The sequence below is a fragment of the Sulfitobacter donghicola DSW-25 = KCTC 12864 = JCM 14565 genome (assembly GCF_000622405.1).
Classification (GTDB): Bacteria; Pseudomonadota; Alphaproteobacteria; order Rhodobacterales; family Rhodobacteraceae; genus Sulfitobacter; species Sulfitobacter donghicola.
This window is the reverse complement of record NZ_JASF01000005.1, coordinates 1432605-1459241: the sequence shown is the minus strand read 5'-3', so window position 1 is coordinate 1459241 and position 26637 is coordinate 1432605. Positions and strand designations below refer to the sequence as shown.

The window sequence follows — 26637 nt, the reverse complement described above, 5'->3', positions numbered from 1 at the left end:
TTACCGCGAAGCGCTTGGCATACCGTGTCTATGTAGGGCGGGCAAGCCAAGACAAAAAGGGGTTGATGATGATCAGACGTGTCGGAGAGGTTCCGCAAAGGGGTCAGCGGTATATTTTGCGGCCCGGTGCCTATGTTATTTTGCCAATTGGACGGCGGTTTTTGCTGACCGCAGAGGTGAATGGGGAAATCGACATTCAATTGCCCGGAGGCGGTATCGACCCCGGTGAAAGCCCAAAACAGGCCCTTTACCGCGAAGTCCGCGAAGAGATTGGTTGGTCGATTTCAAATCCAATTCGCTTAGGCGCCTTTCGACGATTTGTTTTTATGCCTGAATATGACCTTTGGGCTGAAAAGCTGTGCACAGTCTTTGTTGCGCGCCCCACCCGTCAGCTTCATGAACCCATCGAAGCCCACCACGTAACCATGATCCTTGATGCCAAAGATGCCTTGGCTTCTTTGGGGAATGAGGGCGATCGAATGATGCTGGAAGCCTACCTAGATTCACGGCCCTGAAATTCGAACAGAATTGCAGACACGTCATCTGGAAAATCGCCACTGCCGTTAAACTCTGACAGCTTCCAAATAAGGGCCTCGAGGAATGCCGGCCCCCGCGTGGTTTTCAGTTCTTGCATGAGTGTGGCAAGGCCTTCTTCTTCTAACATGTCACCGTCTGGGCCAGGGCATTCGGTCACCCCGTCTGATAGGATCAGAATGCGATCCCCCTTATTCAGAGTAATTTCATACCGCTCAAAGGAAACACCTGAAAGCAACCCAACAGGAAACCCACCCGCGCCTGATTGCTCAATCACGCCATTTTTTCTTTGAACGGCGGGATGCGGATGCCCAGCCTGAGATATGATCAGATGCCCTGTATCAAGTTCTAAAAACGCGAGGAGCAGGGTGAAATAATGCTCTGTATCCATCTCATCGAGAACCAGATTATTCAGATCGGCAACCACCTCATCCGGAGCGCGCGGCACATATTTCCCTTGCTCGTTTTTATGCAGGGCAACGTTTTGATCAGGTGCCGCGCTGGACAAATAGCCCGCCAAACGCGCGGTCATCAACGCAGAGCTGATTCCATGGCCCGATACATCTATTGCGAATAGGCCCACATGCTCTGATCCTGCCTGAAAAAAGCCGACCAAATCCCCCCCGACATGTCCCGACGACCTAAGCATCAAGGATAAATCGCCAGTCGACAGTTTACGAAACCGTTCCTTGATCAGGGATTGTTGTAACTTTTTGGCTTCCTGCAGATCGCTTTCGATATTGTCGTAAAGCTGCTGCAACTCGTCCAATGTATCGCTAAGGGCGCGGTTTGATTTCACAACGGATCGCTGCATTTCAACCAGTCGCTCACCGGCAGCAATTCGCGCGCGCAGTTCATTATTATCAACCGGCTTTGTCAGGAAATCATCGGCGCCACTATCCAGTCCGCGCGCGACTTCTTCCTTTTCGCTCTTGGACGTCAAAAGAATAAAATAGCTGTATTCATCATCATCCATAGCCCGAAATTTTTGACACAATTCCAGCCCCGTCATGCCCGGCATCATCCAATCACTTAGCACCAGATCAGGACGACATTCTTTGGCCATCTCCAGCGCCTCTTCGCCACTGGCAGCTTCGGAAACGGTAAAACCCCAGCGTTTCAGGGCCAGTGTCAGGATTTTACGTTGCAGTTTGCTATCATCTACAACCAAGACATTCTTTATGGCTCGCCCTTGAGGCGATGCTGACAGATTTACATTTGGTAAGGGTGCGATGGACATAGCTCTTCCACGTGGCTTCTGTGCAAATTCGTATCGACATGACCTTAACAGGCCGTGAACCTCGATTTAGCCAAAGAGGACACTTCACTTTAACGAATTCGGGATAGCCTAAATCGCAAAATTGGAGGTTCCGATGATTGATTGGCTGAAAATCAACTCGCTTAGAGACGAAATAGGAAAAGATGATTTTCCTGAGGTCGTTGAAATTTTCATTGAAGAGGTTGCAGAAATGATCAGCGGACTGCCCCCCAAGGGGAGCAGAGATACCTTGGGGGCTGATCTTCATGCGCTTAAAGGGAGTGCGTTAAACTTGGGGTTTGCCGACTTTGCTAACCTTTGCCAAATCGGCGAAACCCGCGCCGCAAATGGCGACGCGGCAGGGATCGAACTGGAACCCATCCTCAAATGCTATGAAGAAAGCAAAAATGCTTTTTTATCAGGCCTAGAGAATGGCAAGCTGACCTAAATCAGCTTGTAAAAACTGCTCACGTCGATCCCGCCATGTTCCTGCATGGCTTTGGCGCGCAGCAATTGCATCCCTTTGATCCAGCGCGGCGTATCTGCCCCGCGCAGCGCATAATATTTTGCGACATCTGGATGGGGCATAATAACAAACGTGCCATCTGAAACACCTTTCCAAACGGATTTGGCAACATCACCCGCAGTGAGCAAATTACCCTCGGCATCTGCATCGCCTAGCCCCAACAGAGGCGTCGCCACGTATTGAGGGCAAACAACCGAGACGCCAATCCCGTCATCCCCATGTGAAATCAGCAGCGATTCGGCAAAACTGACGGCTGCATGTTTGGTTGCCGAATATGCAGCGTCGCCAATTTGATTCAATAAACCCGCCGCCGATGCGACATTTACAAAATGGCCTGATCCCCGTTCGATCATCGCGGGGAGCAACGCCCGTGCGGCCCAAACATGGGACATCACATGAACGTTCCAGTTCAACATCCAATCCGCATCAGACGCAGATGCCGCATGGGTTGGGTCACCTTTTCCCAGCCCCGCATTCGATACAAAAACATCCACCGGACCATAGGCCGCTTCGGCCGCATCAATGGCCGCGATGATCTGGGTTTCTTGGGTCACGTCACATGAAACAGCCATGCCGCCAATTTCAGCCGCGACTTTCTGGCCTAGCTCAAGGTTACGATCCGCGATGCAGACTTTTGCGCCTGCCTCTACTGCTTGGCGCGCAAGCGCTGCGCCAATCCCGCTGGCCCCGCCCGTGACGACAACCGTTTTACCAGAAATATCCATGCTTCCCCCCGAAAATAATTAGATCACGAATTGGGCAAGCGTCTCATCATTCGTAATATCTGTATAGGTAAACCCTGCGTCATCCAGCAAAGACAGAAACCTCGGGAAAGCGTCGGGCGTTGGGGATTCGATCCCGATCAAAACCGAACCAAAGTTGCGCGCCGATTTCTTGAGGTATTCGAAACGGCAAATATCATCATCTGGCCCCAGAATATTCAGAAACTCCTTCAACGCGCCAGGACGCTGGGGCATCCGCAGGATAAAGTATTTCTTTAGCCCAGAATACCGCTGCGCGCGCTCTTTTACCTCTGGCAAGCGTTCAAAATCAAAGTTCCCGCCCGAGGTGACGCAAACAATGGTTTTGCCTTTGATCTCTTCCGCAACTTCGCCCAGCGCTTCGATGCTTAAGGCGCCTGCGGGCTCTAGAACGATCCCTTCCACGTTGAGCATTTCTACGATACTCACGCAGATACGATCCTCGGATAGCAGGACAACATCCTCGCGGCTTGCGCCTTTTAGTTTTTCAAACGTACGCGCCCCGATTTTCGCAACGGCCGCGCCATCTACAAATGTATTGATTGGCGACACGTCTATAGGCGCGCCTTCTTCCAATGAACGCGCAAGGCTGGGCGCACCCAAAGGTTCAACATAGGTGTATTTGCATCGGTCACCCAAAAAGGCGCGAATACCCGAGGACAACCCGCCCCCACCAACAGGAAGGATAATGCGGTCTGGCACACCGCCTAATTGGTCCTCTATCTCAACCGCGACCGAGGCCTGTCCTTCGATGACGTCATCATCATCAAAAGGAGAGAGAAAATACGCCCCCTCTTCTGCGCAAAAACTTTGTGCTGCTTCCAGCGTCTTGTCAAAATAGTCGCCAACCAAACGCACCTCGATGTTTTCGCCACCGAACATCTTGGTCTTTTGGATTTTCTGCTGCGGCGTCGTGACAGGCATATAGATCACACCGCGTACTTTGAAATGGCTGCACATAAAGGCAACCCCTTGGGCGTGGTTGCCAGCTGAAGCGCAGACAAAAACCTGATGCTCGGGGATCACTTTGCGCATCGCGTTGAACGCGCCGCGCAGCTTGTATGACCGCACAGGGCTTAGGTCTTCACGCTTTAGGTAAATCTCGGCACCATAGAGTTCTGACAGGTGCTCATTCTTTAAAAGAGGCGTTGCGGGAAACACGCTTCGCATCGCGCGAGTGGCCGCAATTGCGCCCATTTGGAAATCTTCACTCATGTGATCCTGCCCTTTGATGCATCAAGGTCTTGGATAGGTGTCTATTACCGAACGGTCAATCAACCCATCAACCTTGCCCAAACCCGCAAAACCAGCTAGGCCAGCCGCGAAACTCGACAAAGGAATATAACATGTCCGCGCCAAAGAAAGTTGTGCTCGCCTATTCCGGTGGCCTTGATACTTCGATCATCCTGAAATGGCTCCAGACCGAATATGGTTGTGAGGTTGTTACCTTCACGGCTGACCTTGGTCAGGGAGAAGAGCTGGAACCGGCCCGCGCCAAGGCAGAAATGATGGGCGCGTCTGATATCTATATCGAAGATGTCCGCGAAGAATTTGTGCGCGACTTTGTATTCCCGATGTTCCGTGCAAATGCCGTTTACGAGGGTCTGTACCTTTTGGGCACCTCCATCGCACGTCCGCTGATTTCGAAACGCCTTGTGGAAATCGCACATGAAACAGGTGCTGACGCCATCGCGCACGGCGCGACAGGCAAAGGCAACGATCAGGTTCGTTTTGAACTGGCCGCTTACGCGCTGGACCCAAACATCAAAGTCATCGCGCCATGGCGTGAATGGGACCTGTCCAGCCGTACCAAGCTGCTGGAATTTGCCGAGATGAACCAGATCCCCGTTGCAAAAGACAAACGCGGCGAGGCCCCCTTCTCGGTTGATGCGAACCTGTTGCACACCTCTTCCGAGGGTAAGGTTCTGGAAGATCCAGCAATCGACGCGCCAGAATATGTTTACCAGCGCACGGTCAGCCCCGAAGAAGCGCCCGATACACCTGAATACGTCGAAATCGGGTTTGAGCGCGGCGATGCGGTTTCCATCAATGGCGAAGCCCTATCCCCTGCCGAAGTTCTGACCAAGCTGAACGAATTGGGCGGCAAACACGGTTGTGGCCGTCTTGACCTTGTTGAAGGCCGTTTCGTTGGTATGAAATCCCGCGGCATCTATGAAACACCCGGTGGTACATTGCTGCTGGAAGCGCACCGCGCAATCGAATCCATCACATTGGACCGTGGCGCGATGCACCTAAAAGACCAGCTGATGCCGCAATACGCCGAGCTGATCTATAACGGTTTCTGGTTCTCGCCAGAGCGCACCATGTTGCAAGCCGCTATCGACGCAAGCCAAACACATGTGACAGGCACCGTTCGTCTGAAACTGTACAAAGGCCATGTGCGCACAGTTGGCCGTTGGTCAGACCACAGCCTGTATTCCGAAGCACATGTGACCTTTGAAGATGATGCTGGTGCATACGATCAAAAAGACGCGGCAGGCTTTATTCAGCTGAACGCGCTGCGCCTGAAATTGTTGGCGGCACGCGACCAACGATTCAAGTGATTGATAGATCCGGTCAAATCATCCTTTGGCCGGATCTTTTCACAAATTCTACTTGTTAAAGAGAAAACGAACGACCCGAACGGATGATTGCTCGGGTCGCCAACTCGTTACTTAACCGGAAACCGGTCTATGCGATCAAGATTGCATAGATACTATTTAAGAACGCTAAACATGTAGCATTCAATTGCATCCATTCACGGGGAAAGGCAGCGGTCCTGTAACCCGTGATAATGCTCTAGCGCATCTTTCAATACAGGCTGTAAATCCTCAGGCACGTCGGGCAAAGGCCCCTCTGCCCCCGCAAATCCTGTGCTTTTGTGCACGGCGCCGTACCAATGTTTCGCCCATACCCCATCTTCGTCTCGGGGGCCTGCGGGCCATGCCAACATTGCAGGATCAAAAGGTAGCTCGATCACCTCGCATAGCTTGCGCAGCATCGCCTCGGGGTTTTCCCTGATGTCGTAACTATCAATGACAATCCCACCGAGCCGGTCAAACAGCGCTGACTGCTGGACAAACCCGATGTCCTGTAACGTCGGTGCTTCGCGCTTGGCAGCATAGCTTGCAATGACGCGCGCAGGGTGGCGGATAAGGTGGATGTTCACGCATTCCTTTGCCCAGTCCAGCGGAAAACCATCCAACATGTGATGGGGCATATGCTTCATATACAAATGCGGCGTGCCACCTTTTAGGCAGCTATCAGCAACTTTTTTCGGATCGCTTTCATGGGCTGCGATGATCTCTTGCGTCATGGGGTGTTCGATCTTTGAGGTCTTGAGGTATGGCGCATAAAACGGCTCATCCATCACAGCAAAATCATCACGTGCGCCGAATGAATACATCATTGCCGTACTTAGGTTTCGTGGCCCTGACCACATCGCGATACGCATATTAAATTCCTTTGCCAAAGGCGTGCTTGTCTAACCCTTACCACTAGGGCCGCAGCGGTAAACTGAAATCACCACCACGTGAGAACATCAATCATCTGTTGCGAAACCCTCAGCCAATCGCCAGCATCCCCGAAAAAGGAGAGCAACATGAGCACGATCAACAACTTCAAGTCTTTCGCCCTAGCAGGTTTGATCGCCATTGGCCTGTTTGCACAGGCGTCACCCTCAGCGGCGGCAGGTTCGGAAACCTTAACCGTTGCCGGAGGATGCTTTTGGTGCGTCGAAGCCGACTTTGAAAAAGTTAAAGGCGTAAAAGAAGCCGTATCCGGTTTTGCCGGTGGCAAGGCCGCGAACCCTACCTACAAGCAGGTAACGTCGGGCGGCACTGGCCATTACGAAGCGGTTCAAATCACCTTTGATCCTGATGTCGTCAGCGCAGGCCAGCTTTTGGATATGTTTTTCCGATCCGTTGATCCAACAGATGCAGGCGGGCAATTTTGCGATCGCGGTGCCAGCTATCGAACAGCAATTTTCGCAACGCCAAGCCAAAAGGCCGCTGCGATCAAATCCAAGGAAAAGGCCCAATCAGACCTTGGCCAAAAAATCGTAACGCCAGTCCTTGGGGCCGCGAAATTCTATCCGGCAGACGCCTATCACCAAGATTATTCAAAAAGCAAAAAGATCGTCGTCACCCGCTTTGGCCCGAAATCAAAGGCCAACGCCTATAAGGCCTATCGAAATGCCTGTGGCCGTGATCAGCGCGTCAAAGAGCTGTGGGGTTCAGCCGCACCATTTGCGGGTTAAATGCCAAAGTGATCCTGGATTTCCTTCAAATCCGGGATCACATCCGCTGTTCCGCGGCGCGTCACCATCAAAGAACCCGCCTTTAGGGCCAGATCAATCGCGGCGTGCATATCCATGCCACGATCCAATGCCGCAACAAGATATCCGGTAAACGTATCGCCCGCGCCAGTGGTATCAACCGCATCGGCGGGATAGGCATCAAACACCTTTTCCCCTGTGTTAGAGACCCATTTGCAGCCTTTTGCCCCTAGCGTCACAACAACATCTGAAATGCCCAGTGCCTCTACGGGTTTTCCTAACGCCTCGACAAGTTGTTCGGCTTCGACCTCGTTCAAAACCAGCAAATCAATCCGATCAAGGATACGCGCAATCGCCTCGGCCTCGAATGGCGCGGCTGCATAAGCAACCTTAAGGCCCAAGGACTGCGCAGTTGTTGCCGCGTATTCCTGACCATTGGTTTCATTTTGCATCAACAGGAAATCACCAGTTGATGCTTCGCTAAGGGCGCTGCCAATGATCGCTTCGGTTAGCTGAACATTCGCCCCTTGGAACAGGACAATGCTGTTTTCGCCAGAACCATCCACAACAATGTTTGCATGTCCTGTCGGGGTTTCAATCTGGGCGATATGTGGCGTGTCCACGCCGTATTCCAACAGCCGCTCAACCGTCCAACCTGCGTCGGGTCCGATTGCGCCGATATGTGAAACGCGTGCAGCTCCCCGCGCGGCCGCAACAGACATATTCGCGCCCTTACCCCCCAACCCAAAGCCATAGCTTTGGGCGGCGAGCGTCTCTCCCGCGATGGGCAAATGAGGAACCTCGTAAAAATTGTCGATGTTAATCGAGCCGAGGTTCCAGATCATCCGCCTACCTTACACGCTGCGAGGATCGCCATATTCAGAATGTCATTCGTCGTTGAGGTGGACGAAGCAATCTGAATGGATTGATCCAAGCCCGTCAGGATCGGGCCGATTACCGTAGCACCCGCCATTTCCTGCATCAGCTTAACCGAAATGCTGGAAGAGTGGCGCGCAGGAACAACCAGAATATTCGCAGGCCCCGTGAGGCGAGAGAATGGATAGTTCTTTTGGCTTTCGGCATTCATGGCAACATCAACGGTCATCTCGCCTTCGTATTCAAAATCAACACCGCGACTATCCAGAACCTGAGGCGCGAGGTGCATCTTTTCCGCTCTCTCCGAAACTGGATAGCCGAAGGTTGAAAAGCTAACAAAGGCAACCCGAGGCTCCAGCCCCAAATGCCGCGCAACACGTGCACCGCTTTCGGCGATGTTTGCCAGATCAACGGCATTGGGCCATTCGTGAACCAAAGTATCCCCAATCAACACAATCCGACCTTTATGAAGGACGGCTGTAATCCCAACAGCGCCGCCTTCGGCGTTTGCGTCAAACACATGGTTGATGCGGTCCAGAACATGGGCGGATTTGCGTGTAGCACCCGTAACCAATCCATCGCCATGCCCATGCGCCAACATCAGGGATGCAAAAACGTGGCGATCACGCGCAGCTAGGCGGTGGATGTCTTTGCGGTCAAAACCGCGACGCTGAAGGCGTTCGTAAAGGTAGGATTTATACAGGTCCAAATGCTGGGTCTTGGCCGCGTTCACGACCTCCAATTCACGGGTTGCATCGCCCATGCCAGCGGCGATCAATTTTTCTTTTACGTCTTCGGTGCGACCTACAACCAATGCCTTACCAAGACCCTGACGCTGATACATAACCGCAGCGCGCAACACCTTGGGATCGTCACCCTCGGCAAAGATCATACGGGCCTGATTTGCACGCGCACGCGCGTTAATGCCGCGCATGATGTTCGCAGTTGGGTCTAGGCGAGATTTCAACCCCTCTTCATAGGCTTCCATGTCGATGATCGGGCGGCGCGCGGCACCTGTGTCCATACCCGCTTTGGCGACAGCAGGTGGAATACGGTGAATAAGGCGCGGATCAAAAGGCGTGGGGATAATATAATCACGACCAAAGCTAAGGTTTTTGCCATAGGCCAGCGCAACTTCATCAGGCACATCCTCGCGGGCGAGGTTCGCCAATGCATGGGCGCAAGCGATCTTCATCTCGTCGTTAATCGCACGGGCGTTGATATCAAGCGCACCGCGGAACAGATAGGGAAAGCCCAAAACGTTGTTCACCTGATTGGGATAGTCGCTGCGCCCTGTTGCAACGATTGCATCCGCGCGAACGGCGTGTGCCTCTTCGGGGGTGATCTCTGGATCGGGGTTGGCCATAGCAAAGATCACAGGATCATCCGCCATGCTGGCAACCATCTCTGGCGTGACAGCACCTTTGACAGAAACGCCTAGGAAAACATCCGCACCAACCATCGCCTCGGCGAGGGTTCGTGTTTTGGTGTCTGCTGCGTGGGCAGATTTCCATTGGTTCATACCTTCGGTACGGCCCTGATAAATCACACCTTTCGTATCACACATAATGCAGTTGTTATGCTGCGCGCCCATCGCCTTGAGCAGCTCAAGGCAGGCAATCCCAGCCGCACCTGCGCCGTTCAGAACAATCTGAACGTCTTCGATCTTTTTCCCAGACAGTTTCAGCGCATTCAAAAGGCCAGCGGCACAGATAACAGCCGTACCGTGCTGATCATCGTGAAAGACTGGGATATCCATCTCTTCCTTGAGACGTTGTTCGATGATGAAACACTCGGGCGCTTTGATATCTTCTAGGTTGATCCCACCAAACGTCGGGCCCATCAGTTTTACCGCGCTGATGAAGGCTTCAGTGTCTTCGGTATCCAGTTCCAAATCAATGCTGTTCACATCGGCAAAGCGTTTAAACAGGACCGCCTTACCTTCCATCACCGGCTTGGACGCCAATGCGCCCAAGTTTCCCAAACCCAAAACGGCTGTCCCGTTTGAGATAACAGCAACAAGGTTCCCTTTGTTGGTATAATCATACGCCAACTGGGGGTCTTCGGCGATCGCTTCGCAAGGAACAGCAACACCAGGAGAATAAGCCAAAGACAGGTCGCGCTGCGTTGTCATCGGGACAGTGGCGGTGATTTCAAACTTGCCCGGTGTTGGGTCAAGGTGGAAGGCAAGCGCCTCTTCGGCTGTTACTTTTGTTTTGGTCACGGGTTGGCACTTTCGTTTTGTTTCACCCGTCATAACGGTCTGCGCCGCTCCGCACAATCACGCTACGAAGCGAACCCACTCGTGATTGCTAACAAAAGCCTCATATCTGTCCGGAAAATCACGTTCGAGAAGGGAAAGAGCCCAACGTACAACTTGTGGTCTTTCACAACTGCTCGCGCACCAAAAGATGCGGATCAAAGTTTGCCACCTGTCGGTATCCGCCTCGAACGCGAGGTTAAGGGCCGCCAATTCAGATTTGGTTTCGCCCAGTTCCTTGTGACAGTCGGCTTTGAGCAGACATAAATCGAGGTTCCCGATAACGATATCGCTGTTCGCTTCAAGCAACTCAATCGCGCGCTGGCCAGCGCCACTGCGCAGCACGCGCCTAGACGTTTGCAACAAGTCTTCGGGTGTCAAAAATTCTGGCTGGTACCCCAACGCCGCCCCAATGAATGTCGCGATTTGGTCAACCGCGCTTTGGGATAGGCTGACGGGTACAATACCGTCCGTTTCAAACTTTGGCTCCAACAATGGATCATCCGCGTTGAAATCCGCAAAGAAGCTAACATAGCGACAATTCGAAGTATTCGCGATCGGCCAAAAGTCTTTCCAACGATAGCGAGCCGTTTGTAGCGTCCCTAGCTCGATGACAAATGCATCCGGATTAGCAAAAAGCATATTGGTGAATCCCGCACCATGGCACGAGATCATCACCTCGGCTTGTGCCATAATGGCGACTTGCTCTAACGGGGACAGGTCTTCGAAGGCTATTTTTTCAAAGCCAAGCGGTTTCAAGGCGCCCAAAAGCTCGTCTTCACCCTGCATTGGTCTGCTTCGGCTTCCACTATCGCTGCGCCCTACAAAAAACCGTTTGGGCAAATAGCTAAAGTCGTGACCCTCAATCGCTTTTAACGCCCGCGCGCGCAACGCAATCAGAACAGAGCTAACGGCATTCATGCCCAAGACCAGCTGCCCATCAGCGCTGCCGAGATCCAATTTGCCGCTGCCACGGGTTGTCAGTTCCTGTAAGCTTTCGATCTCGGCTTTTGGGGCCTGCGCCAAGGCGAACGTCATATCAAAGGCCGTCAACACAATGTTGTATTCCTTTGGAGCCCGCTCAAAGAAAACCCTACCCGCAAATTCAGGAAATAGCGCCGATACAAACCCCTCAACAAAGGCGCGGCGTTTCTCTTCCTTGTTTGGATAATGGAAGTACACATTTCCCTGAAAACCGACCTCGTCCAGAACAGACAGCTGAGACAGGGATTCAACGATGAAGTGGTAAAAGTTAAACGTGTTCCGACACTCGATTGCGAAATGAACATCGTTTTCCAGAAAAGTCCCCTCTATCGGAAGGGACTTCCCTTTGTTGCCATCTTGGCAGGCCGTGAAAAACGCGGCCAACTTTTCCTCTGGATCAAACGCCTCTTCTTCGTGTTCCCACCTATAAGCATTCAACAACCGAGTGCCCGAAGCCCCCGAAAGGATTAGCTTTCCACTAGCATAAAGGGAATTTTTTCGAAAATCCGCATTGTCGATTACAACCGGAACCGTATTAATTTCGACCGCCGAGCGAAGGGTTCTTTGTTTTCGTGCTGTATCAACAAAGGATCGAATCCGTTGATTTATCTCTGGGTAAGAGCTGACCGCAAAGCCCGAGATGGTAGCCAAAGGGCGTTCACGCCAGATAAATTCGGGCTTTTGCAACAGCTTAAGGCCCTCATCCTGCCAAGGGTTGAGGAACAGATCCTGAGGATCAGCGTTCAGATCAATTTTGTTTCTCACAGGCTCGGCGTCTCTTAGGGGACTTTTTACACACCTTTGTATCACAATGGCGAAAACCGTCTACAACCATGGCCCCCTTTCCTACTCTCCTTTGGTTTTGTAAGGACAATACAATGCGAAGGAGACGCGGATGAGTGCAGGCAATGTTACACCGATGATGGCACAATATCTGGAGATTAAATCCGGATATCCAGATGCCCTTCTCTTTTATCGCATGGGCGATTTTTACGAGCTGTTTTTTGACGATGCCGTCGCGGCCGCCGAGGCGTTAGACATCGCGCTAACGAAACGGGGCAAGCACAACGGCGACGACATCCCGATGTGTGGTGTCCCCTTTCATGCAGCCGAAGGTTATCTGCTTACCTTGATCCGAAAAGGGTTTCGCGTCGCCGTGGGCGAGCAGCTGGAAACGCCAGCAGAAGCCAAAAACCGCGGCCACAAATCCGTTGTTAAGCGTGACGTTGTTCGCCTTGTTACGCCTGGCACGTTGACCGAAGAATCCCTTCTCGAAGCGCGCAGACATAACTATCTGGCTGCCTTTGCCGAAGTGCGTGATGAACATGCCTTGGCTTGGGTGGATATCTCAACCGGTGCTTTTCATGTGATGACCCTACCCCTTGTTCGGCTTGGTCCTGAACTCGCTAGGTTGTCACCTTCTGAGTTGTTGGTTGCGGATGGGGATAGTGAAAATTTCCGCGAGTTAGAGACTGAATTTGGGCTATCTCTAACGGATTTGGCGCGGGCCAGTTTTGACAGCACCGGTGCGGAGAAACGGATTTGTTCGCTCTTTTCGGTCTCTTCCCTAGATGCATTTGGAAACTTCACCCGTGCTGAAATCTCGGCGATGGGTGCATTGATCGAATATCTGGATTTGACGCAAAAGGGAAACCTGCCCCTGCTGCGCAAACCCATTAAAGAAACCGAAGCCCGAACCGTTCAGATCGATGCTGCCACCCGCAGGAACCTTGAATTGACCCATGCGCTAACCGGCGGGCGTGCGGGGTCTCTTTTGTCGGTAATGGATCACACTGTTACAGCTGTTGGCGCGCGCCTGTTGGAGCGTCGAATTTCCAGCCCTTCGCGCGTGTTAGAGACGATTCACGCCCGTTTGGATGCCGTTGATTTTGCCGCGTCAAACGCACGCGTCGCGCAAGATATTCGCGAGCGACTGCGCGCTGTGCCTGATCTTGAACGCGCGTTGTCGCGTCTTTCGCTGGATCGGGGTGGTCCACGTGATCTGGCGGCCATCCGAAACGGTATTTCCGAAGCCGCCTATCTGAATGAAACCCTCGCGCAACATGAGCTACCTCAACTGCTCGCCACTTCTGTGTCTAACCTTGCTGGCCACGATGATTTGGTTGCTTTGTTAGACGAAGCGTTGATTGCCGAACCGCCATTACTGGCCCGTGACGGCGGGTTTATCGCATCAGGTTATCGCGAAGATCTGGACGAAGCACGGCAGCTTCGCGATGAAGGCCGCAGTGTGATCGCCGCAATGCAGGCTGACTTCATCACGCAGACCGGAATTACCGCATTAAAGATCAAACATAACAACGTTCTTGGGTATTTCATCGAAACCACAGCGACCCATGCGGAAAAGATGCTTTCGCCGCCGCTTTCAGATACGTTTATCCACCGCCAAACCACGGCCAATCAGGTTCGCTTTACGACGGTAGAACTTTCCGAGCTTGAGACCAAAATCCTCAACGCAGGCAACCGCGCTGTTGAGATTGAAAAAACACTATATCAGAGCCTAAGACAGGCCATTCTGAAGAAATCTGGTGAAATCGGCAGCACTTCGGCCGCTCTGGCTGAACTGGATTTGGCAACGGCTTTGGCTGATCTGGCCCAAGCGCAAAATTGGGTGCGTCCGACGGTTGATGGCTCTCGTGCCTTTGACATTCAAGGTGGCCGCCACCCCGTAGTCGAAGCAGCATTGGCCCAGCAATCGGGTACACCGTTCGTGGCAAATGATTGCAACCTAAGCGCTGATAGTGACGCAGCGATTTGGCTGCTCACTGGTCCGAACATGGCGGGTAAATCCACCTATCTTCGCCAAAACGCTTTGATGGCGTTGATTGCGCAAATGGGCAGTTTTGTTCCGGCCCGCTCCGCCCATATCGGGTTGGTCAGCCAATTGTTCAGCCGCGTTGGCGCATCGGATGATCTGGCCCGTGGGCGTTCAACCTTTATGGTCGAAATGGTCGAGACCGCCGCGATCCTGAACCAAGCCGATGATCGGGCGCTGGTTATTTTGGATGAAATCGGGCGCGGCACGGCAACCTATGACGGCTTGTCTATTGCGTGGGCTACATTGGAACATCTACACGATGTGAACCGCGCGCGCGCCCTGTTCGCGACCCACTATCACGAGATGACCGCACTGGCGGGAAAACTGGACGGTGTGGATAATGCCACTGTCACGGTCAAGGAATGGGAAGGCGAAGTCATCTTCCTGCACGAAGTGAAAAAAGGGGCGGCTGATCGATCATACGGTGTTCAGGTTGCGCAGCTGGCTGGTTTACCCGAGCAAGTGATCGCGCGTGCGCGTGTCGTGTTGGAAGCATTGGAAAAAGGCGAGCGCGAAGGCGGTGCCACCCAAAAAACGCTGATCGACGATTTGCCGCTGTTTTCCACAACTCCTGTCGCGCCACCTGCCCCAGCTAAAGAATCCGCCGTTGAACGTCTGGTCCAAGACATTCTTCCAGATGATCTGTCCCCACGCGAAGCGCTGGACCTGATCTATCAACTAAAAGAGGCGGCCAAAACCTGACCGCCCCTTTCAAATTTCAATAGCCACTGAAGAACGGGGCCTATCAGCCAGGTGTCGAAGAAACGCCAACCTGCGCAGGGCGCAACAAACGGTCATGCAGCATGAACCCTTCGGCCGCGACCTGAATGATGTCGCCCGCTTTGGTATCTGGCACCGGTGCTTCGAACATTGCTTGGTGCAGTTTCGGATCAAAGCGATCACCAACTTCTGGCGCGATCGGTGAAATGCCGTGTTTTTTGAAAACCGACAGCAGCTCGCGCATGGTTAGTTCGATACCTTCCAGCAAAGGACCGGAAATCGTCCGCTGTTCTTCGGTTGCTGCTTCTAGGGCACGTTTCATGTTGTCATGAACGGACAAGATATCGCGCGCCAGTTTAGAACCGCCATAGTTTTCGGAATCACGACGATCCTTTTCGGAGCGTTTGCGCGCATTCTCTGCGTCAGCCAGCGCGCGCATAAAGCGGTCTTTATACTCGTCACGCTCTGCCATGACTTCTTCAAGAGCCAGTTCGCCCTCGTCTATCTCTTCCATCTCCGAGGCATATGCTTCTGCTTCTGCCGCTTCGGGATCATCTAAAAAATCGTTTGGGTCTGCCATCTTCCACCTCTAACTCCGATCGGAAATCAATTTCCCAACCAGTTGCGCCGTGTAGTTCACAATCGGCACGATACGTCCATAATTCAGGCGAGTCGGTCCAATTACACCAACCGCGCCAATAATCTTTCGATCAGCGTTCATATAAGGCGAAACCACCAAAGATGAACCCGAAAGTGAGAAAAGTTTGTTCTCTGAGCCAATAAAAATGCGAACCCCGTCCCCATCTTCGGCAAGTTCCAAGAAATCCGCGATATCTCGCTTGCGTTCAAGGTCGTCAAATAGCGTGCGAACCTTTTCCAAATCCTGAACTTCGCCGCTTTCAGTCAAAAGATTTGCCCGCCCTCGGACGATCAAACGTTCGGGATGTTCCTCGCCGCTTTCCCAAATCACCAGCCCGCTTTCGACCAGCTCAGCGGCCAAAGCATCAATCTCCTGACGCCGCTTGTTCATTTCCAATTTGATCGTCCGCTGAAGCTCACTCAGCGTTTTGCCTTCGACCAATGAGTTCAGAAAATTCGCGGCCTCACGCATCGAGCTGGGCGTTTGCCCAACGGGAGGCGTGAACAGCCTGTTTTCCACATGCCCATCCGAAAACACCAAAACAGCCAATGCGCGATCAGGGGCAAGCGACACAAATTCGATATGGCGGATCGGTGCCTCGTGTTTGGGGGCCAGAACCAATGACGCGCCATGGGTTACGCCAGATAGGGCCGTTCCCAAACGATCCAAAATCCCGCCAACGTCATCTTCGTTACGCCCCAAGGTGGCATCAATCTGGGCGCGATCATTGTCGTCGGGGTTTCCGACCTCTAGCAGCCCATCCACAAACATTCGCAAACCCATTTGCGTAGGAATGCGTCCCGCACTCACATGGGGGCTGTCCAACAGGCCGAGATGCTCAAGATCCTGCATAACATTGCGGATCGTTGCCGCGCTGACTTTTTCAGAAAAATCGCGGGTCAGCGTACGCGACCCCACCGGATCACCATTCGCCAGATACCCTTCGACCACGCGGCGAAAAACCTCGCGCGAGCGATCATTCATTTCCTGCAAAAGACCCGATGTATCTGTCATGCGCCCACATTAAAGCTGCAGGGGTTGCATCCGCAAGGGATCGGACGGTATCCCGAAGGCTAAATCAAACAAAAGGAATATCCCATGCGCCCATCCGGTCGGAAACTAGACGAAATGCGCGACGTATCCGTGGAAGTCGGTTTTACCAAACATGCCGAAGGCTCTGCGTTGATCAAAATGGGCGATACCCATGTTCTTTGTACCGCAACGATTGATGAACGCGTTCCGCCTTTTATCAAAGGCTCTGGTTTGGGTTGGGTCACAGCAGAATACGGCATGCTGCCGCGCGCGACCAACACGCGGATGCGCCGCGAAGCAGCCATGGGCAAACAAGGCGGCCGTACGGTCGAAATTCAGCGCCTCATCGGTCGCTCGCTGCGGGCGGGTGTTGATCGGGTTGCATTGGGCGAACGTCAAATCACCATCGACTGTGATGTTTTGCAGGCCGATGGCGGAACGCGCTGCGCATCGATCACAGGCGGCTGGATCGCCCTGCGCCTTGCCGTTAACAAATTGATGAAAGCTGGCGATGTCATCACCGACCCGATGGTTGATCCGGTGGCGGCAGTCAGCTGCGGTATCTATGCGGGACAGCCTGTTCTGGATCTGGATTACCCCGAAGATTCCGAAGCTGGCGTTGATGGTAACTTTATCATGACCGAAAGCGGCCAGATGATCGAAACCCAGATGAGCGCCGAAGGATCTACCTATTCACGCGCGCAAATGAACGAACTGCTGGACCTCGCTGAAAAAGGCATTTCCGAACTTACCGCGATCCAGAAAGCGGCCTGCGCATGAGCCGAAAATTTGAAGGGGACCGCATTCTGATTGCCACGCATAACGCTGGCAAACTCGAAGAGATGAGCGAGCTTTTCGCGCCCCTTGGCATCACCGTTGTTGGTGCCAAGGAGATGCAACTGGAAGAGCCAGAAGAAACCGAAGATACATTCATCGGCAATGCACGGATCAAAGCGCATGCCGCGGTAAAAGCAACGGGCCTCCCTGCCCTTGCCGATGATAGCGGCATTCAGGTCGCAGCGTTGGATAATGCACCAGGTGTTTATACGGCAGATTGGGCAGAAACGCCCAATGGCCGCGATTTCATTATGGCGATGAATAAAACCCATGATCTTTTGGAACAGGCCAACGCCCCTCACCCACGGGCAGCGCGTTTTTGTGCGACGCTTGTTCTCGCTTGGCCGGACGGGCATGACGAAGTTGTTGAGGGTTTTGTTGACGGAACCTTTGTCTGGCCCATGCGCGGTGAAACGGGCCACGGATACGATCCAATTTTCCAGCCCTTGGGTGAAACCCGCACCTTTGCCGAGATGAGCCATGATGAAAAGAACTCTATGAGCCACCGCTCGGACGCGTTCAAAAAACTTCTCTCCCAGTGTTTTGAGTGAGACAGGACATGGCCGAAGATTGGCAACAAGGCGGTTTTGGGATTTATATCCATTGGCCGTTTTGTGAGGCGAAATGCCCCTATTGCGATTTCAACAGCCATGTCTCCCGCAGCATTGATCAGGCGGCATGGAAAGCCGCCTATCTTTCCGAACTGAAACGCTATGCAATCGAAACGTCTGGCCGAACGGTAACATCCGTTTTCTTTGGCGGCGGTACTCCCAGCCTGATGGACCCTGAAACAGTTGCCGACGTCATCGCGGAAATCAAACGCCTTTGGCCCACGGCCAATGATCTGGAAATCACCTTAGAAGCAAATCCCGGTTCTGTTGAGGCTGGCAGGTTTGTGGCCTATCGCGACGGCGGCGTTTCACGGATCTCGATGGGGATACAGGCCCTCAACGATACTGACCTGAAAAGGTTGGGCCGAATTCATACGGTCTCCGAGGCATTGGCAGCCTTTGACATCGCCCGAAATACATTCGAGCGGGTTAGTTTTGATCTGATGTATGCCCGTCAAAACCAAACCCTGCGCGATTGGGAAGCAGAGCTAAAACAGGCTCTAACCTTATCAATAGACCATCTTTCACTCTATCAGCTCACAATCGAAGACGGCACCGCATTTGGTGATCGATACGCTTTGGGAAAGCTAAAAGGCCTGCCCGACGAAGATCTAGGCGCCGATATGTTTGATCTAACACAAGACATCTGCGGCAGCGCTGGAATGCCAGCATATGAGGTTTCCAACCATGCATCAGACAGCGCCCAATCGAGGCATAATCTGATTTATTGGCGGTATGGTGATTATCTGGGGATTGGGCCTGGTGCGCACGGACGCCTCACCATAAATGGCAGCCGTCATGCCACCATCTGCTATAGTAATCCTAAACGGTGGTTAGACGCGGTTGCCAAAGAGCAGCCAGAACAAAGCAGAGAAACGCTCCTTAAATCTGACGAAGCAACTGAATTTCTCTTGATGGGTATGCGTTTGCGAGACGGAATTGATCTAAACCGCTATGAAAACCTGTCTGGCAAGCCTGTAAACGCGCAAACCATAACCCATCTTGAAAAGATCGGGATGGTTCACGCGTCAAAAGACAGATTAATTGTTTCAGATCAAGGCTTTAAGGTACTTAATTCAGTCATTTCCGAAGTGCTGAACGGTTAGGTCGCGCTCAACAATCTGCAAAGCTCGTCCAGCTCATCCAAACTCTTGTACTGAACCGTAAGCTGGCCATTTTCTTGACCCGGCTTGTGCGAAAGGCGCACGTTCATTCCAAGGTTCGCAGAAAGATCGCCTTCTAAGGCTTTGGTATCCGCGTCTTTTTCCTCAGAATTATCAGAGCCTGTTGGTTTTGGCTTTGCGCCGCCTGACAGTTCTTTCTTGACCAGAGCTTCTGTGGCACGAACAGAAAGCCCCCCCTTGATAACCTGCTGCGCCAGTTTCAAAGGATCCTGCGCAGGGATAAGCGCCCTAGCATGGCCCGCGCTCAGTTTACCTTCTCTTAAAAGCTCGAGAACAGACATCGGAAGATTTAGAAGGCGAAGAAGATTGGCAATGTGACTACGGCTTTTACCCAGCGCTTCGGCCATTTTCTCTTGTGTATGGCCGAATTTCTCCATCAGCTGCTTGTAACCGGCTGCTTCTTCGGCAGCATTCAGGTCTGCGCGCTGAATATTTTCGATAATCGCAACCTCAAGCACTTCGATATCGCTGAATTCCCGCACAATTACGGGTAGCTCATGGAGCTGGGCCATTTGCGCAGCCCGCCAACGGCGCTCACCCGCGACAATCTCATAGTTTCCGCTGCTAAGGGCACGGACGATCAAAGGCTGTAAGACACCCTTTTCCTTAATCGACGCTGCAAGATCATCCAGATCATCCTGTACAAACTGCTTTCGGGGTTGATCTGGATTTGGGGCAATCCGTTCTATTGGAACCAATTGATCCGCAGCAGCCGGGCCTTTGGCCGCAACCGTTTCCGTTTCATTCACATCAGCCATCAACGCAGACAAGCCTCGACCTAGTCCGCGTTTGCGTTCCTGCTTATTCGACATTTTGGACCTCTTTCGTTGCAATTTGATTATTCGTCATCAGTTCTTTCGCTAAATCGCGATAGGCTTGCGCGCCTTTCGACTGGCTGTCGTAGCCCAAAACAGGCATTGCAAAGCTAGGAGCTTCACTAACTCGGACGTTTCGGGGGATCATCGTCTTAAAAACCAAATCCCCAAGGTTATCTCTGGCGTCCTGTTCTACCTGCTGGGACAAGTTATTTCTACGATCGTACATGGTCAAAACCACCCCTTCGATCCGCAGATCCTTATTTCCTGTCTGCCTAACTTCGCGAATTGTCAGCATAAGCTGGGAGAGACCTTCGAGCGCAAAAAATTCGCTCTGCAAAGGAACCAAAACGGAATCTGATCCGATCATAGCATTTACCGTCAACAGGTTGAGAGACGGTGGGCAATCAATCAGGATATAACTGAACCCGAACGTATCCATTTGGGTTTGACGCAAGGCATCATGCAACAGAAAGCTACGCTTTTCATTCGATAAAAGCTCAAGGTCAGCTGAGCTGAGATCTACTGTTGCTGGAACAATGAACAGGTTCTCCGTTTCAGTTTTCTGAATAACTTCTCCTAGATCAATGTCCTCTAACAAAAGCTCATATGTGGTGAATTCACGATTATCTAGCCCGATACCTAGACCAGTTGATGCGTTACCCTGCGGATCTAGGTCGATCACCAAAACTTTTTGACCTTGCTCGGCCAATGCTGCTGCGAGATTAATGGTTGTTGTGGTTTTCCCCACGCCCCCCTTTTGGTTCGCAACTGCAATAATCTTTGGACCTTGCGGTCTGGATAAGTCAGGCACGCGATAACTCCTTGATCTTTAAAATTGTGGCTTCGGGGTTGGTCTCACTCTGAATGACTTCCATCTGATAGGTCCAGTTTTCGCTGGCCTCATCATGCTCTTTTTCCCAATTTGCACCCTTTGGAAACAGCGCTATGCCATCAGCGGATAGGTGCAGTTCGGCAAAGGCCAATAACCCGTCCAAACTATCAAGTGCCCGAGCAGACAGTATTTTCGCATTCAGAGGTGCAATTTTTTCGACCCGTTCGGCATGAACTTTGACATTTAGGCCTAATTCGCGTGCTGCTGTTCGAAGAAACGCACATTTTCGCTGATCGCTATCAATCAAAGTAAAGGAACGATCTGCGTTTTCCCTTTTTGCGAGGATCGCCGCAACAATCCCCGGAAAGCCGCCCCCACTCCCAATATCAAGCCAATCCCCGTTATCAGGTGCAAGGCTGTATATCTGGATAGAATCCACAATATGCCGTTCCCAAATTTGGCCAGCATCTTTAGATGAAACAAGATTTATCTTCTTCGTCCATTTCTGAACGAGAGCTTCATAAGCTCGAAGCTGCTCCATTGTTTCACGTGAAACATCTTTCAGGCTATCAGTGATCATCAGGCTGATTTCTTCCCATGTCCCCTGCGTATCATCGCAAGTATCAACGTCAAAGCAGCTGGCGTCATACCATCCAAACGCGCCGCCTGAGCCAGGTTTTCCGGTTCAGCTGCTTTAAGCTTGGATTTCAGTTCGTTAGATAAACCATCTATCCCATCGTAATCAAAGGAATCTGGTATCTTTTCAGCTTCATCTTTGCGCAGCAAGGCCACATCCTTTGCCTGACGGCTAATGTAATTGGAATATAGGGCATCTTTGGACACTTGATCTGCAATTTTTTCGTCGACAGTGACAAGATCACTATTCAAAGACCGGAGATGTTCAAAATTCACATCCGGAAAGGACAGAAGTTGGAAGCCAGTTCGTCTTTGCCCATCCTGATTAATGGAAATACCAACGGATTTTGCCTCTTTCGGGGTGAACGTTTTCGCTTCCAAAATACCACGGCAGGTTTGAAGGTCTTCCATCTTTTGCAGAAACGCTACTCGCCGATCATGCGACACACAGCCAAGCTCAATACCCATTTCTGTAAGGCGCTGGTCTGCGTTATCAGCCCGTAACGAAAGACGAAATTCAGCACGAGAGGTGAACATTCGATAGGGTTCAGCAACGCCACGTGTTGTCAGATCATCAATCATAACGCCGATATAGCTATTGGTACGGCTAAAAATCACGGGTTCCTTGCCAGAAACAGCCAATGCAGCATTCAAACCAGCAACCAACCCTTGGGCGGCGGCCTCTTCGTAACCTGTTGTGCCATTTATCTGCCCAGCAAGGTACAAACCCGGGACAGATTTAAGCTCCAACGTCTGGCTTAGTACCCGTGGATCAACGTAGTCGTATTCAATCGCATAACCTGGCTGGAGAATTTCGACCTTTTCCAAGCCAACAATGGACCGAACATATTCTTCCTGCACCGAAACAGGGAGCGAAGTAGATATCCCATTCGGATATATAGTCGGATCATCCAAGCCTTCCGGCTCTAAAAAAACCTGATGGGATTCTTTATCCGCAAAACGGACAACTTTATCTTCAATCGAGGGACAATATCGCGGTCCAATGCCATCAATATGCCCACCGTACATAGCAGAACGCGAAAGATTTTCGCGAATAATATCATGTGTCTTTTGGTTCGTGTGGGTAATTCCACAGGATATTTGCTGTGCTTCTGCTTTTGTTGACATAAACGAAAACAAAGTCGGGACGTCATCAGCGGCCTGCATATCCAGCCCATCCCAATTGATGGTTCTGCCATCCAACCGTGGAGGAGTACCCGTTTTAAGCCGGCCAAGGCCTAGGTTAAAATCGTCCATTCTTTTAGCAAGCTTAGCAGAAGATGGGTCCCCCATTCTGCCGCCCTCTTTTTGGACGTCACCAATGTGAATAACACCTCTTAAAAAGGTTCCTGTCGTTAAAATCACAGCGGCCGAGGGGTGTTCGGAACCATCAGCTAGTTCCACGCCAGATACTCTTTCCCCATCCATCAGGAAATCAACTACCTCACCCTCGATTATTGTGATCAAGGGATGGGCTTCAATTTCCTCTAACATCGCCGTTTGATAGAGCTTTCGATCTGCTTGTGTCCTTGGCCCTTGCACCGCTGGGCCTTTTCTTCGGTTTAATAACCTGAATTGAATCCCAGACCGATCAGCAACCCGTCCCATAACACCATCCAAGGCGTCAATTTCTCGAACAAGGTGACCTTTCCCTAAGCCCCCAATTGCCGGATTGCATGACATGACCCCTATCGAGTCTTTTGTCATCGTCGCCAAAGCCGTTCTTTTACCCATCCGTGCAGCAGCATGGGCTGCCTCAGCACCTGCATGACCTCCACCAACAACAATGACATCAAAATGTTTCACGTGAAACAATCCCTACTTACCAATACAAAAGCTCGAGAATATCTCATCTAGCAGATTCTCCGTATCAATGCGACCAACTAAGACCTCCAAGGCATGAATTCCCAAGCGAAGTTCCGCCGCTGCCAAATCATAAAAATCAGGACCCCGATCAAGCAATCCTATGGCCGTTAAAAGACCACCTCTTGCGTCCTGCATTGCACGCGCATGCCGTTCATGCGTGGCTAAACCTGCGCCTGACGCCTGTTCTTCCAGAATACCTTGGATATTTTCCAGAGTTTCCTCTATCCCCTTACCCGTCTTTCCCGATATTGAAGGATAAGGCTCATCGGTTAAATCTCCTTTTGAATACAATATGATATCGCATTCTTTAGGCTCAAATGGTGGGTTATCCCCGCTATCCAAAAGGAAAATCCTCAAATCAGCATCATTCGCCCGCCTAAGAGCCAATTCAACGCCCAATGTCTCAATCTCATCTTCGCTTTCCCGAATACCGGCGGTATCTAGCAGCGTCACTGGTAGGCCCCCAATATCCATTCGAACTTCGATCACATCACGGGTCGTGCCCGCCACATTAGACGTGATCGCTGCCTCTCGGCCAGCTAAACGATTTAGCAATGTCGACTTACCCACGTTAGGGGCGCCAATGATAGCAACCTCAAAACCTGTGCGTATTCTTTCAGCCGACTTGGTGCCTTTGATCTCTGCTTCTAGCTCGTGATCGACCTGTTGAAGTAGAGCGCGGACCTCGTCACTGACGTCGACAGGAACCTCTTCATCAGCAAAATCAATGGTCGCTTCCATCAGCGCAGCCGCACGGATCAATGACCTGCGCCAATCATCTACTTTTGACCCTAATACGCCTGATAGAACACGGAGAGCTTGTTTTCTTTGGGCTTCTGTTTCCGCTTCGATGAGGTCAGCCAGCCCTTCGACCTGCACCAAATCCATCTGGCCATTATCCAAGGCGCGCCGCGTAAACTCTCCCGCTTCCGCTAATCGCGCTCCGTCAAAACTTCCGAGCAAATCAAGAACACGGCGCATGATTGCGATACTGCCGTGCAGGTGAAGTTCGACAACATCTTCACCTGTAAAGCTATCAGGCCCGTCAAATCGCAAAACAAGCGCCTGATCTATATACTCCCCAGCAGTATCCCGCACCATTCTAAGCGCAGATGAACGCGCCTCAGGCAACTTCCCAACCAGATCGGTACAGATTTCATGGGCCAACGGACCAGAAACCCGCACAATGGACACCCCTGCGCGGCCCAGTGCGGTAGCTTGGGCGAAAATAGTATCCATAGACCTAAGCCTTTGAATTTATGTGTTAATTACGTATTCATCGAGTCGAAGAAGTCTGAATTTGTCTTGGTCTGTTTCAGCTTCGAAATCAGGAATTCAATCGCATCCGTTGTCCCCATTGGGTTGAGGATACGACGCAAGACAAATGTCTTTTGCAGGTCAACCTTGTCGATCAGCAGGTCTTCTTTCCGCGTACCCGACTTCAGAATATCAATCGCAGGGAAGACGCGCTTGTCGGCAATCTTACGATCCAGAATGATTTCCGAGTTACCAGTACCTTTGAATTCTTCAAAGATCACTTCGTCCATCCGTGATCCTGTATCAATCAGCGCGGTTGCAATGATTGTCAGCGATCCACCTTCTTCGATGTTACGGGCAGCACCAAAGAACCGTTTAGGGCGCTGCAGAGCATTGGCATCCACACCACCTGTCAGAACTTTACCAGAAGACGGCACAACAGTGTTGAACGCGCGGCCCAGACGGGTAATCGAATCCAACAAAATGACAACATCGCGCTTGTGCTCGACCAGACGCTTGGCTTTTTCGATAACCATGTCAGATACAGCCACGTGGCGCGATGGCGGCTCATCAAAGGTAGAGGACACAACCTCACCCTTAACCGAGCGCTGCATGTCCGTAACTTCCTCTGGCCGTTCATCAATCAACAGAACGATCAAATAGCACTCAGGGTGATTTTTCTCGATCGAGTTGGCGATATTCTGCAACAGAACCGTTTTACCTGTCCGTGGCGGAGCAGTAATCAGCGAACGCTGGCCCTTACCAATTGGCGCAACCAGATCAATAATCCGCGCTGAACGGTCTTTGACCGTCGGATCATCTACTTCCATGTTCAGACGCTCATCAGGGTAAAGCGGCGTGAGGTTTTCAAACGCAACCTTATGACGGGCCTTTTCTGGTTCTTCAAAGTTGATTTGCGTAACCTGAGTAAGCGCAAAGTAGCGCTCGTTATCATCTGGGGCTTTAATCAACCCTTCGATGGTATCCCCAGTGCGCAAGGAGTGCTGGCGGATCATGTCAGGTGACACGTAAATATCATCTGGACCAGGAAGGTAGTTCGCTTCGGGAGAGCGCAAGAAACCAAACCCGTCTTGCAACACTTCAATCACACCATCGCCAGAAATTTCCCACCCCTCATCCGCGCGTTCGCGCAGAATTTGGAACATCATCTCGCCTTTACGCATGGTGGATGCGTTTTCAATCTCTAGCTCTTCGGCCATGGCCAGCAGGCTTTTCGGAGATTTCGCCTTTAGGTCGGCAAGATTGAGTTTCTCAAGTGTCATGAAAATATCCTTAGCCCCGCGATCATACGCTGGCTGGTCCGTCTGGAATGTAATTCGGGTTTTTCGATCCTCGGACGAGGTCGTGCAGTTTCTTTACGCGCCAGCAGGCAACCTGTCAATCTACGGCGCAATCAGAACTTAACCGTCACCGAGAATACGATGATAATCATAAGCAAGGTCGGAACCTCGTTCATCATCCTGTATTGGCGCCCTGTCACTGTGTTTTCGCCCCGTTGGAACCCCCGCATGCGGCGCATCAACCAGATATGGAAAACTGTCATTGCAATGACAGATGCGCCTTTCGTCCATGGCCAAATGTCACCCCAGTAAACAATACTGGGTGTTGCAACCAAAAGCAGACCAAACAGCCACGTCGACATCATTGCAGGATTCATGATGACCTTTGCCAGTTTGTATTCCATCATTGCAAAAATCTTGTGGGTCTTACCCTCTAGGCCGACCTGTTCCGTATGGTGAACCATTAAACGGGGAAGATAGAACAAGGCTGCCATCCATGAGATGACAGAGATGATATGAAAGCCCTTCACCCAAGGGTAGGCCATGATCAGAAAATCACCCATGTTGTTCACTCCGTTCCTTACCCTCTCTT

General features: G+C 51.7%; 24 protein-coding genes. 8 read left to right on the top strand and 16 right to left on the bottom strand.

Annotated features, from left to right (window positions below; genetic code table 11):
• Positions 1 to 68 precede the first annotated feature (68 nt).
• Positions 69 to 515: an NUDIX domain-containing protein gene (locus Z948_RS0108005; RefSeq protein WP_025059047.1), complete on the top strand. Its 447-nt coding sequence runs from the start codon at positions 69 to 71 to the stop codon at positions 513 to 515.
• On the opposite strand, the gene Z948_RS0108000 is transcribed toward Z948_RS0108005, so the two are convergent.
• Positions 494 to 1705 (bottom strand): PP2C family protein-serine/threonine phosphatase, encoded by a 1212-nt coding sequence (locus Z948_RS0108000; protein WP_025059046.1) that lies wholly within the window; start codon positions 1703 to 1705, stop codon positions 494 to 496. The two genes, Z948_RS0108005 and Z948_RS0108000, sit on opposite strands and share 22 nt — an antisense overlap.
• Before the next feature lie 202 nt (positions 1706 to 1907).
• Here Z948_RS0108000 and Z948_RS0107995 point away from each other — a divergent pair, with 202 nt between their 5' ends.
• Positions 1908 to 2240: an Hpt domain-containing protein gene (locus Z948_RS0107995; RefSeq protein ID WP_025059045.1), complete on the top strand. Its 333-nt coding sequence runs from the start codon at positions 1908 to 1910 to the stop codon at positions 2238 to 2240.
• Here Z948_RS0107995 and Z948_RS0107990 read toward each other — a convergent pair.
• Positions 2237 to 3043, bottom strand: coding sequence for an SDR family oxidoreductase (locus Z948_RS0107990; protein WP_025059044.1), 807 nt, complete (start codon positions 3041 to 3043; stop codon positions 2237 to 2239). The two genes, Z948_RS0107995 and Z948_RS0107990, sit on opposite strands and share 4 nt — an antisense overlap.
• An 18-nt stretch (positions 3044 to 3061) precedes the next feature.
• Positions 3062 to 4294 carry a threonine ammonia-lyase IlvA gene (ilvA, locus tag Z948_RS0107985; protein WP_025059043.1) on the bottom strand — a complete coding sequence of 411 codons (1233 nt, stop codon included), beginning with the start codon at positions 4292 to 4294 and terminating at the stop codon, positions 3062 to 3064.
• 131 nt (positions 4295 to 4425) lie between these two features.
• Between ilvA and Z948_RS0107980 the strand changes: the two genes are divergently transcribed.
• Positions 4426 to 5643, top strand: coding sequence for an argininosuccinate synthase (locus tag Z948_RS0107980; RefSeq protein WP_025059042.1), 1218 nt, complete (start codon positions 4426 to 4428; stop codon positions 5641 to 5643).
• A 194-nt stretch (positions 5644 to 5837) separates the two neighbouring features.
• Here the strand turns inward: Z948_RS0107980 and Z948_RS0107975 are convergent, their stop codons facing one another.
• Positions 5838 to 6533 (bottom strand): sulfotransferase-like domain-containing protein, encoded by a 696-nt coding sequence (locus Z948_RS0107975; RefSeq protein WP_025059041.1) that lies wholly within the window; start codon positions 6531 to 6533, stop codon positions 5838 to 5840.
• A 147-nt stretch (positions 6534 to 6680) separates the two neighbouring features.
• Here Z948_RS0107975 and msrA point away from each other — a divergent pair, with 147 nt between their 5' ends.
• Complete coding sequence (gene msrA / locus Z948_RS0107970; RefSeq protein WP_025059040.1) at positions 6681 to 7337, top strand: peptide-methionine (S)-S-oxide reductase MsrA; 657 nt, start codon at positions 6681 to 6683, stop codon at positions 7335 to 7337.
• Here msrA and Z948_RS0107965 read toward each other — a convergent pair.
• The 3 genes from Z948_RS0107965 to Z948_RS0107955 are packed head-to-tail and all read right to left on the bottom strand — an operon-like array spanning position 7334 to position 12240.
• A complete protein-coding gene (locus Z948_RS0107965; RefSeq protein WP_025059039.1) occupies positions 7334 to 8200 on the bottom strand; it encodes a ribokinase in 867 nt (288 codons plus the stop codon). The two genes, msrA and Z948_RS0107965, sit on opposite strands and share 4 nt — an antisense overlap.
• Entirely contained in the window at positions 8197 to 10455 is a 2259-nt protein-coding gene (locus Z948_RS0107960) for an NADP-dependent malic enzyme (protein ID WP_025059038.1), read from the bottom strand. Before Z948_RS0107960 ends, Z948_RS0107965 begins: the two co-directional genes overlap by 4 nt.
• Before the next feature lie 57 nt (positions 10456 to 10512).
• A complete protein-coding gene (locus Z948_RS0107955; protein WP_025059037.1) occupies positions 10513 to 12240 on the bottom strand; it encodes a glycosyltransferase family 61 protein in 1728 nt (575 codons plus the stop codon).
• Positions 12241 to 12370: 130 nt separating this feature from the next.
• On the opposite strand from Z948_RS0107955, the gene mutS reads away from it, so the two are divergent.
• Positions 12371 to 15013 carry a DNA mismatch repair protein MutS gene (gene mutS, locus Z948_RS0107950; RefSeq protein ID WP_245604561.1) on the top strand — a complete coding sequence of 881 codons (2643 nt, stop codon included), beginning with the start codon at positions 12371 to 12373 and terminating at the stop codon, positions 15011 to 15013.
• Between the two features lie 43 nt (positions 15014 to 15056).
• Here the strand turns inward: mutS and Z948_RS0107945 are convergent, their stop codons facing one another.
• Together Z948_RS0107945 and hrcA are read right to left on the bottom strand one after the other, a co-directional pair.
• Entirely contained in the window at positions 15057 to 15611 is a 555-nt protein-coding gene (locus Z948_RS0107945; RefSeq protein ID WP_025059035.1) for a nucleotide exchange factor GrpE, read from the bottom strand.
• Between the two features lie 9 nt (positions 15612 to 15620).
• Positions 15621 to 16685, bottom strand: coding sequence for a heat-inducible transcriptional repressor HrcA (gene hrcA, locus Z948_RS0107940; protein WP_025059034.1), 1065 nt, complete (start codon positions 16683 to 16685; stop codon positions 15621 to 15623).
• 84 nt (positions 16686 to 16769) lie between these two features.
• On the opposite strand from hrcA, the gene rph reads away from it, so the two are divergent.
• Genes rph through hemW form a run of 3 tightly spaced genes read left to right on the top strand, consistent with a single transcriptional unit; the run spans position 16770 to position 19257 of the window.
• A complete protein-coding gene (rph, locus tag Z948_RS0107935) occupies positions 16770 to 17483 on the top strand; it encodes a ribonuclease PH (protein ID WP_025059033.1) in 714 nt (237 codons plus the stop codon).
• Positions 17480 to 18091 (top strand): RdgB/HAM1 family non-canonical purine NTP pyrophosphatase, encoded by a 612-nt coding sequence (gene rdgB / locus Z948_RS0107930; RefSeq protein ID WP_025059032.1) that lies wholly within the window; start codon positions 17480 to 17482, stop codon positions 18089 to 18091. The genes rph and rdgB overlap by 4 nt, the downstream gene beginning before the upstream one ends.
• Positions 18092 to 18099: 8 nt before the next feature.
• A complete protein-coding gene (hemW, locus tag Z948_RS0107925; RefSeq protein WP_025059031.1) occupies positions 18100 to 19257 on the top strand; it encodes a radical SAM family heme chaperone HemW in 1158 nt (385 codons plus the stop codon).
• Here the strand turns inward: hemW and Z948_RS0107920 are convergent.
• From Z948_RS0107920 to Z948_RS0107890, 7 genes are all read right to left on the bottom strand, one after another.
• Entirely contained in the window at positions 19254 to 20147 is an 894-nt protein-coding gene (locus tag Z948_RS0107920; protein WP_025059030.1) for a ParB/RepB/Spo0J family partition protein, read from the bottom strand. The genes hemW and Z948_RS0107920 overlap by 4 nt on opposite strands.
• Positions 20137 to 20964 (bottom strand): ParA family protein, encoded by an 828-nt coding sequence (locus tag Z948_RS0107915; protein WP_025059029.1) that lies wholly within the window; start codon positions 20962 to 20964, stop codon positions 20137 to 20139. Before Z948_RS0107915 ends, Z948_RS0107920 begins: the two co-directional genes overlap by 11 nt.
• Positions 20957 to 21565: a 16S rRNA (guanine(527)-N(7))-methyltransferase RsmG gene (rsmG, locus tag Z948_RS0107910; RefSeq protein ID WP_025059028.1), complete on the bottom strand. Its 609-nt coding sequence runs from the start codon at positions 21563 to 21565 to the stop codon at positions 20957 to 20959. The genes Z948_RS0107915 and rsmG overlap by 8 nt, the downstream gene beginning before the upstream one ends.
• On the bottom strand, positions 21565 to 23427 hold the full coding sequence (gene mnmG / locus Z948_RS0107905) for a tRNA uridine-5-carboxymethylaminomethyl(34) synthesis enzyme MnmG (protein ID WP_025059027.1): 1863 nt from the start codon (positions 23425 to 23427) through the stop codon (positions 21565 to 21567). The genes rsmG and mnmG overlap by 1 nt, the downstream gene beginning before the upstream one ends.
• 12 nt (positions 23428 to 23439) lie before the next feature.
• Positions 23440 to 24726, bottom strand: a complete 1287-nt coding sequence (gene mnmE / locus Z948_RS0107900) for a tRNA uridine-5-carboxymethylaminomethyl(34) synthesis GTPase MnmE (protein ID WP_025059026.1) — start codon at positions 24724 to 24726, stop codon at positions 23440 to 23442.
• A gap of 29 nt (positions 24727 to 24755) precedes the next feature.
• Positions 24756 to 26027: a transcription termination factor Rho gene (rho, locus tag Z948_RS0107895; RefSeq protein WP_025059025.1), complete on the bottom strand. Its 1272-nt coding sequence runs from the start codon at positions 26025 to 26027 to the stop codon at positions 24756 to 24758.
• A gap of 131 nt (positions 26028 to 26158) precedes the next feature.
• Entirely contained in the window at positions 26159 to 26608 is a 450-nt protein-coding gene (locus tag Z948_RS0107890; protein ID WP_025059024.1) for a CopD family protein, read from the bottom strand.
• Between the last annotated feature and the right edge of the window lie 29 nt (positions 26609 to 26637).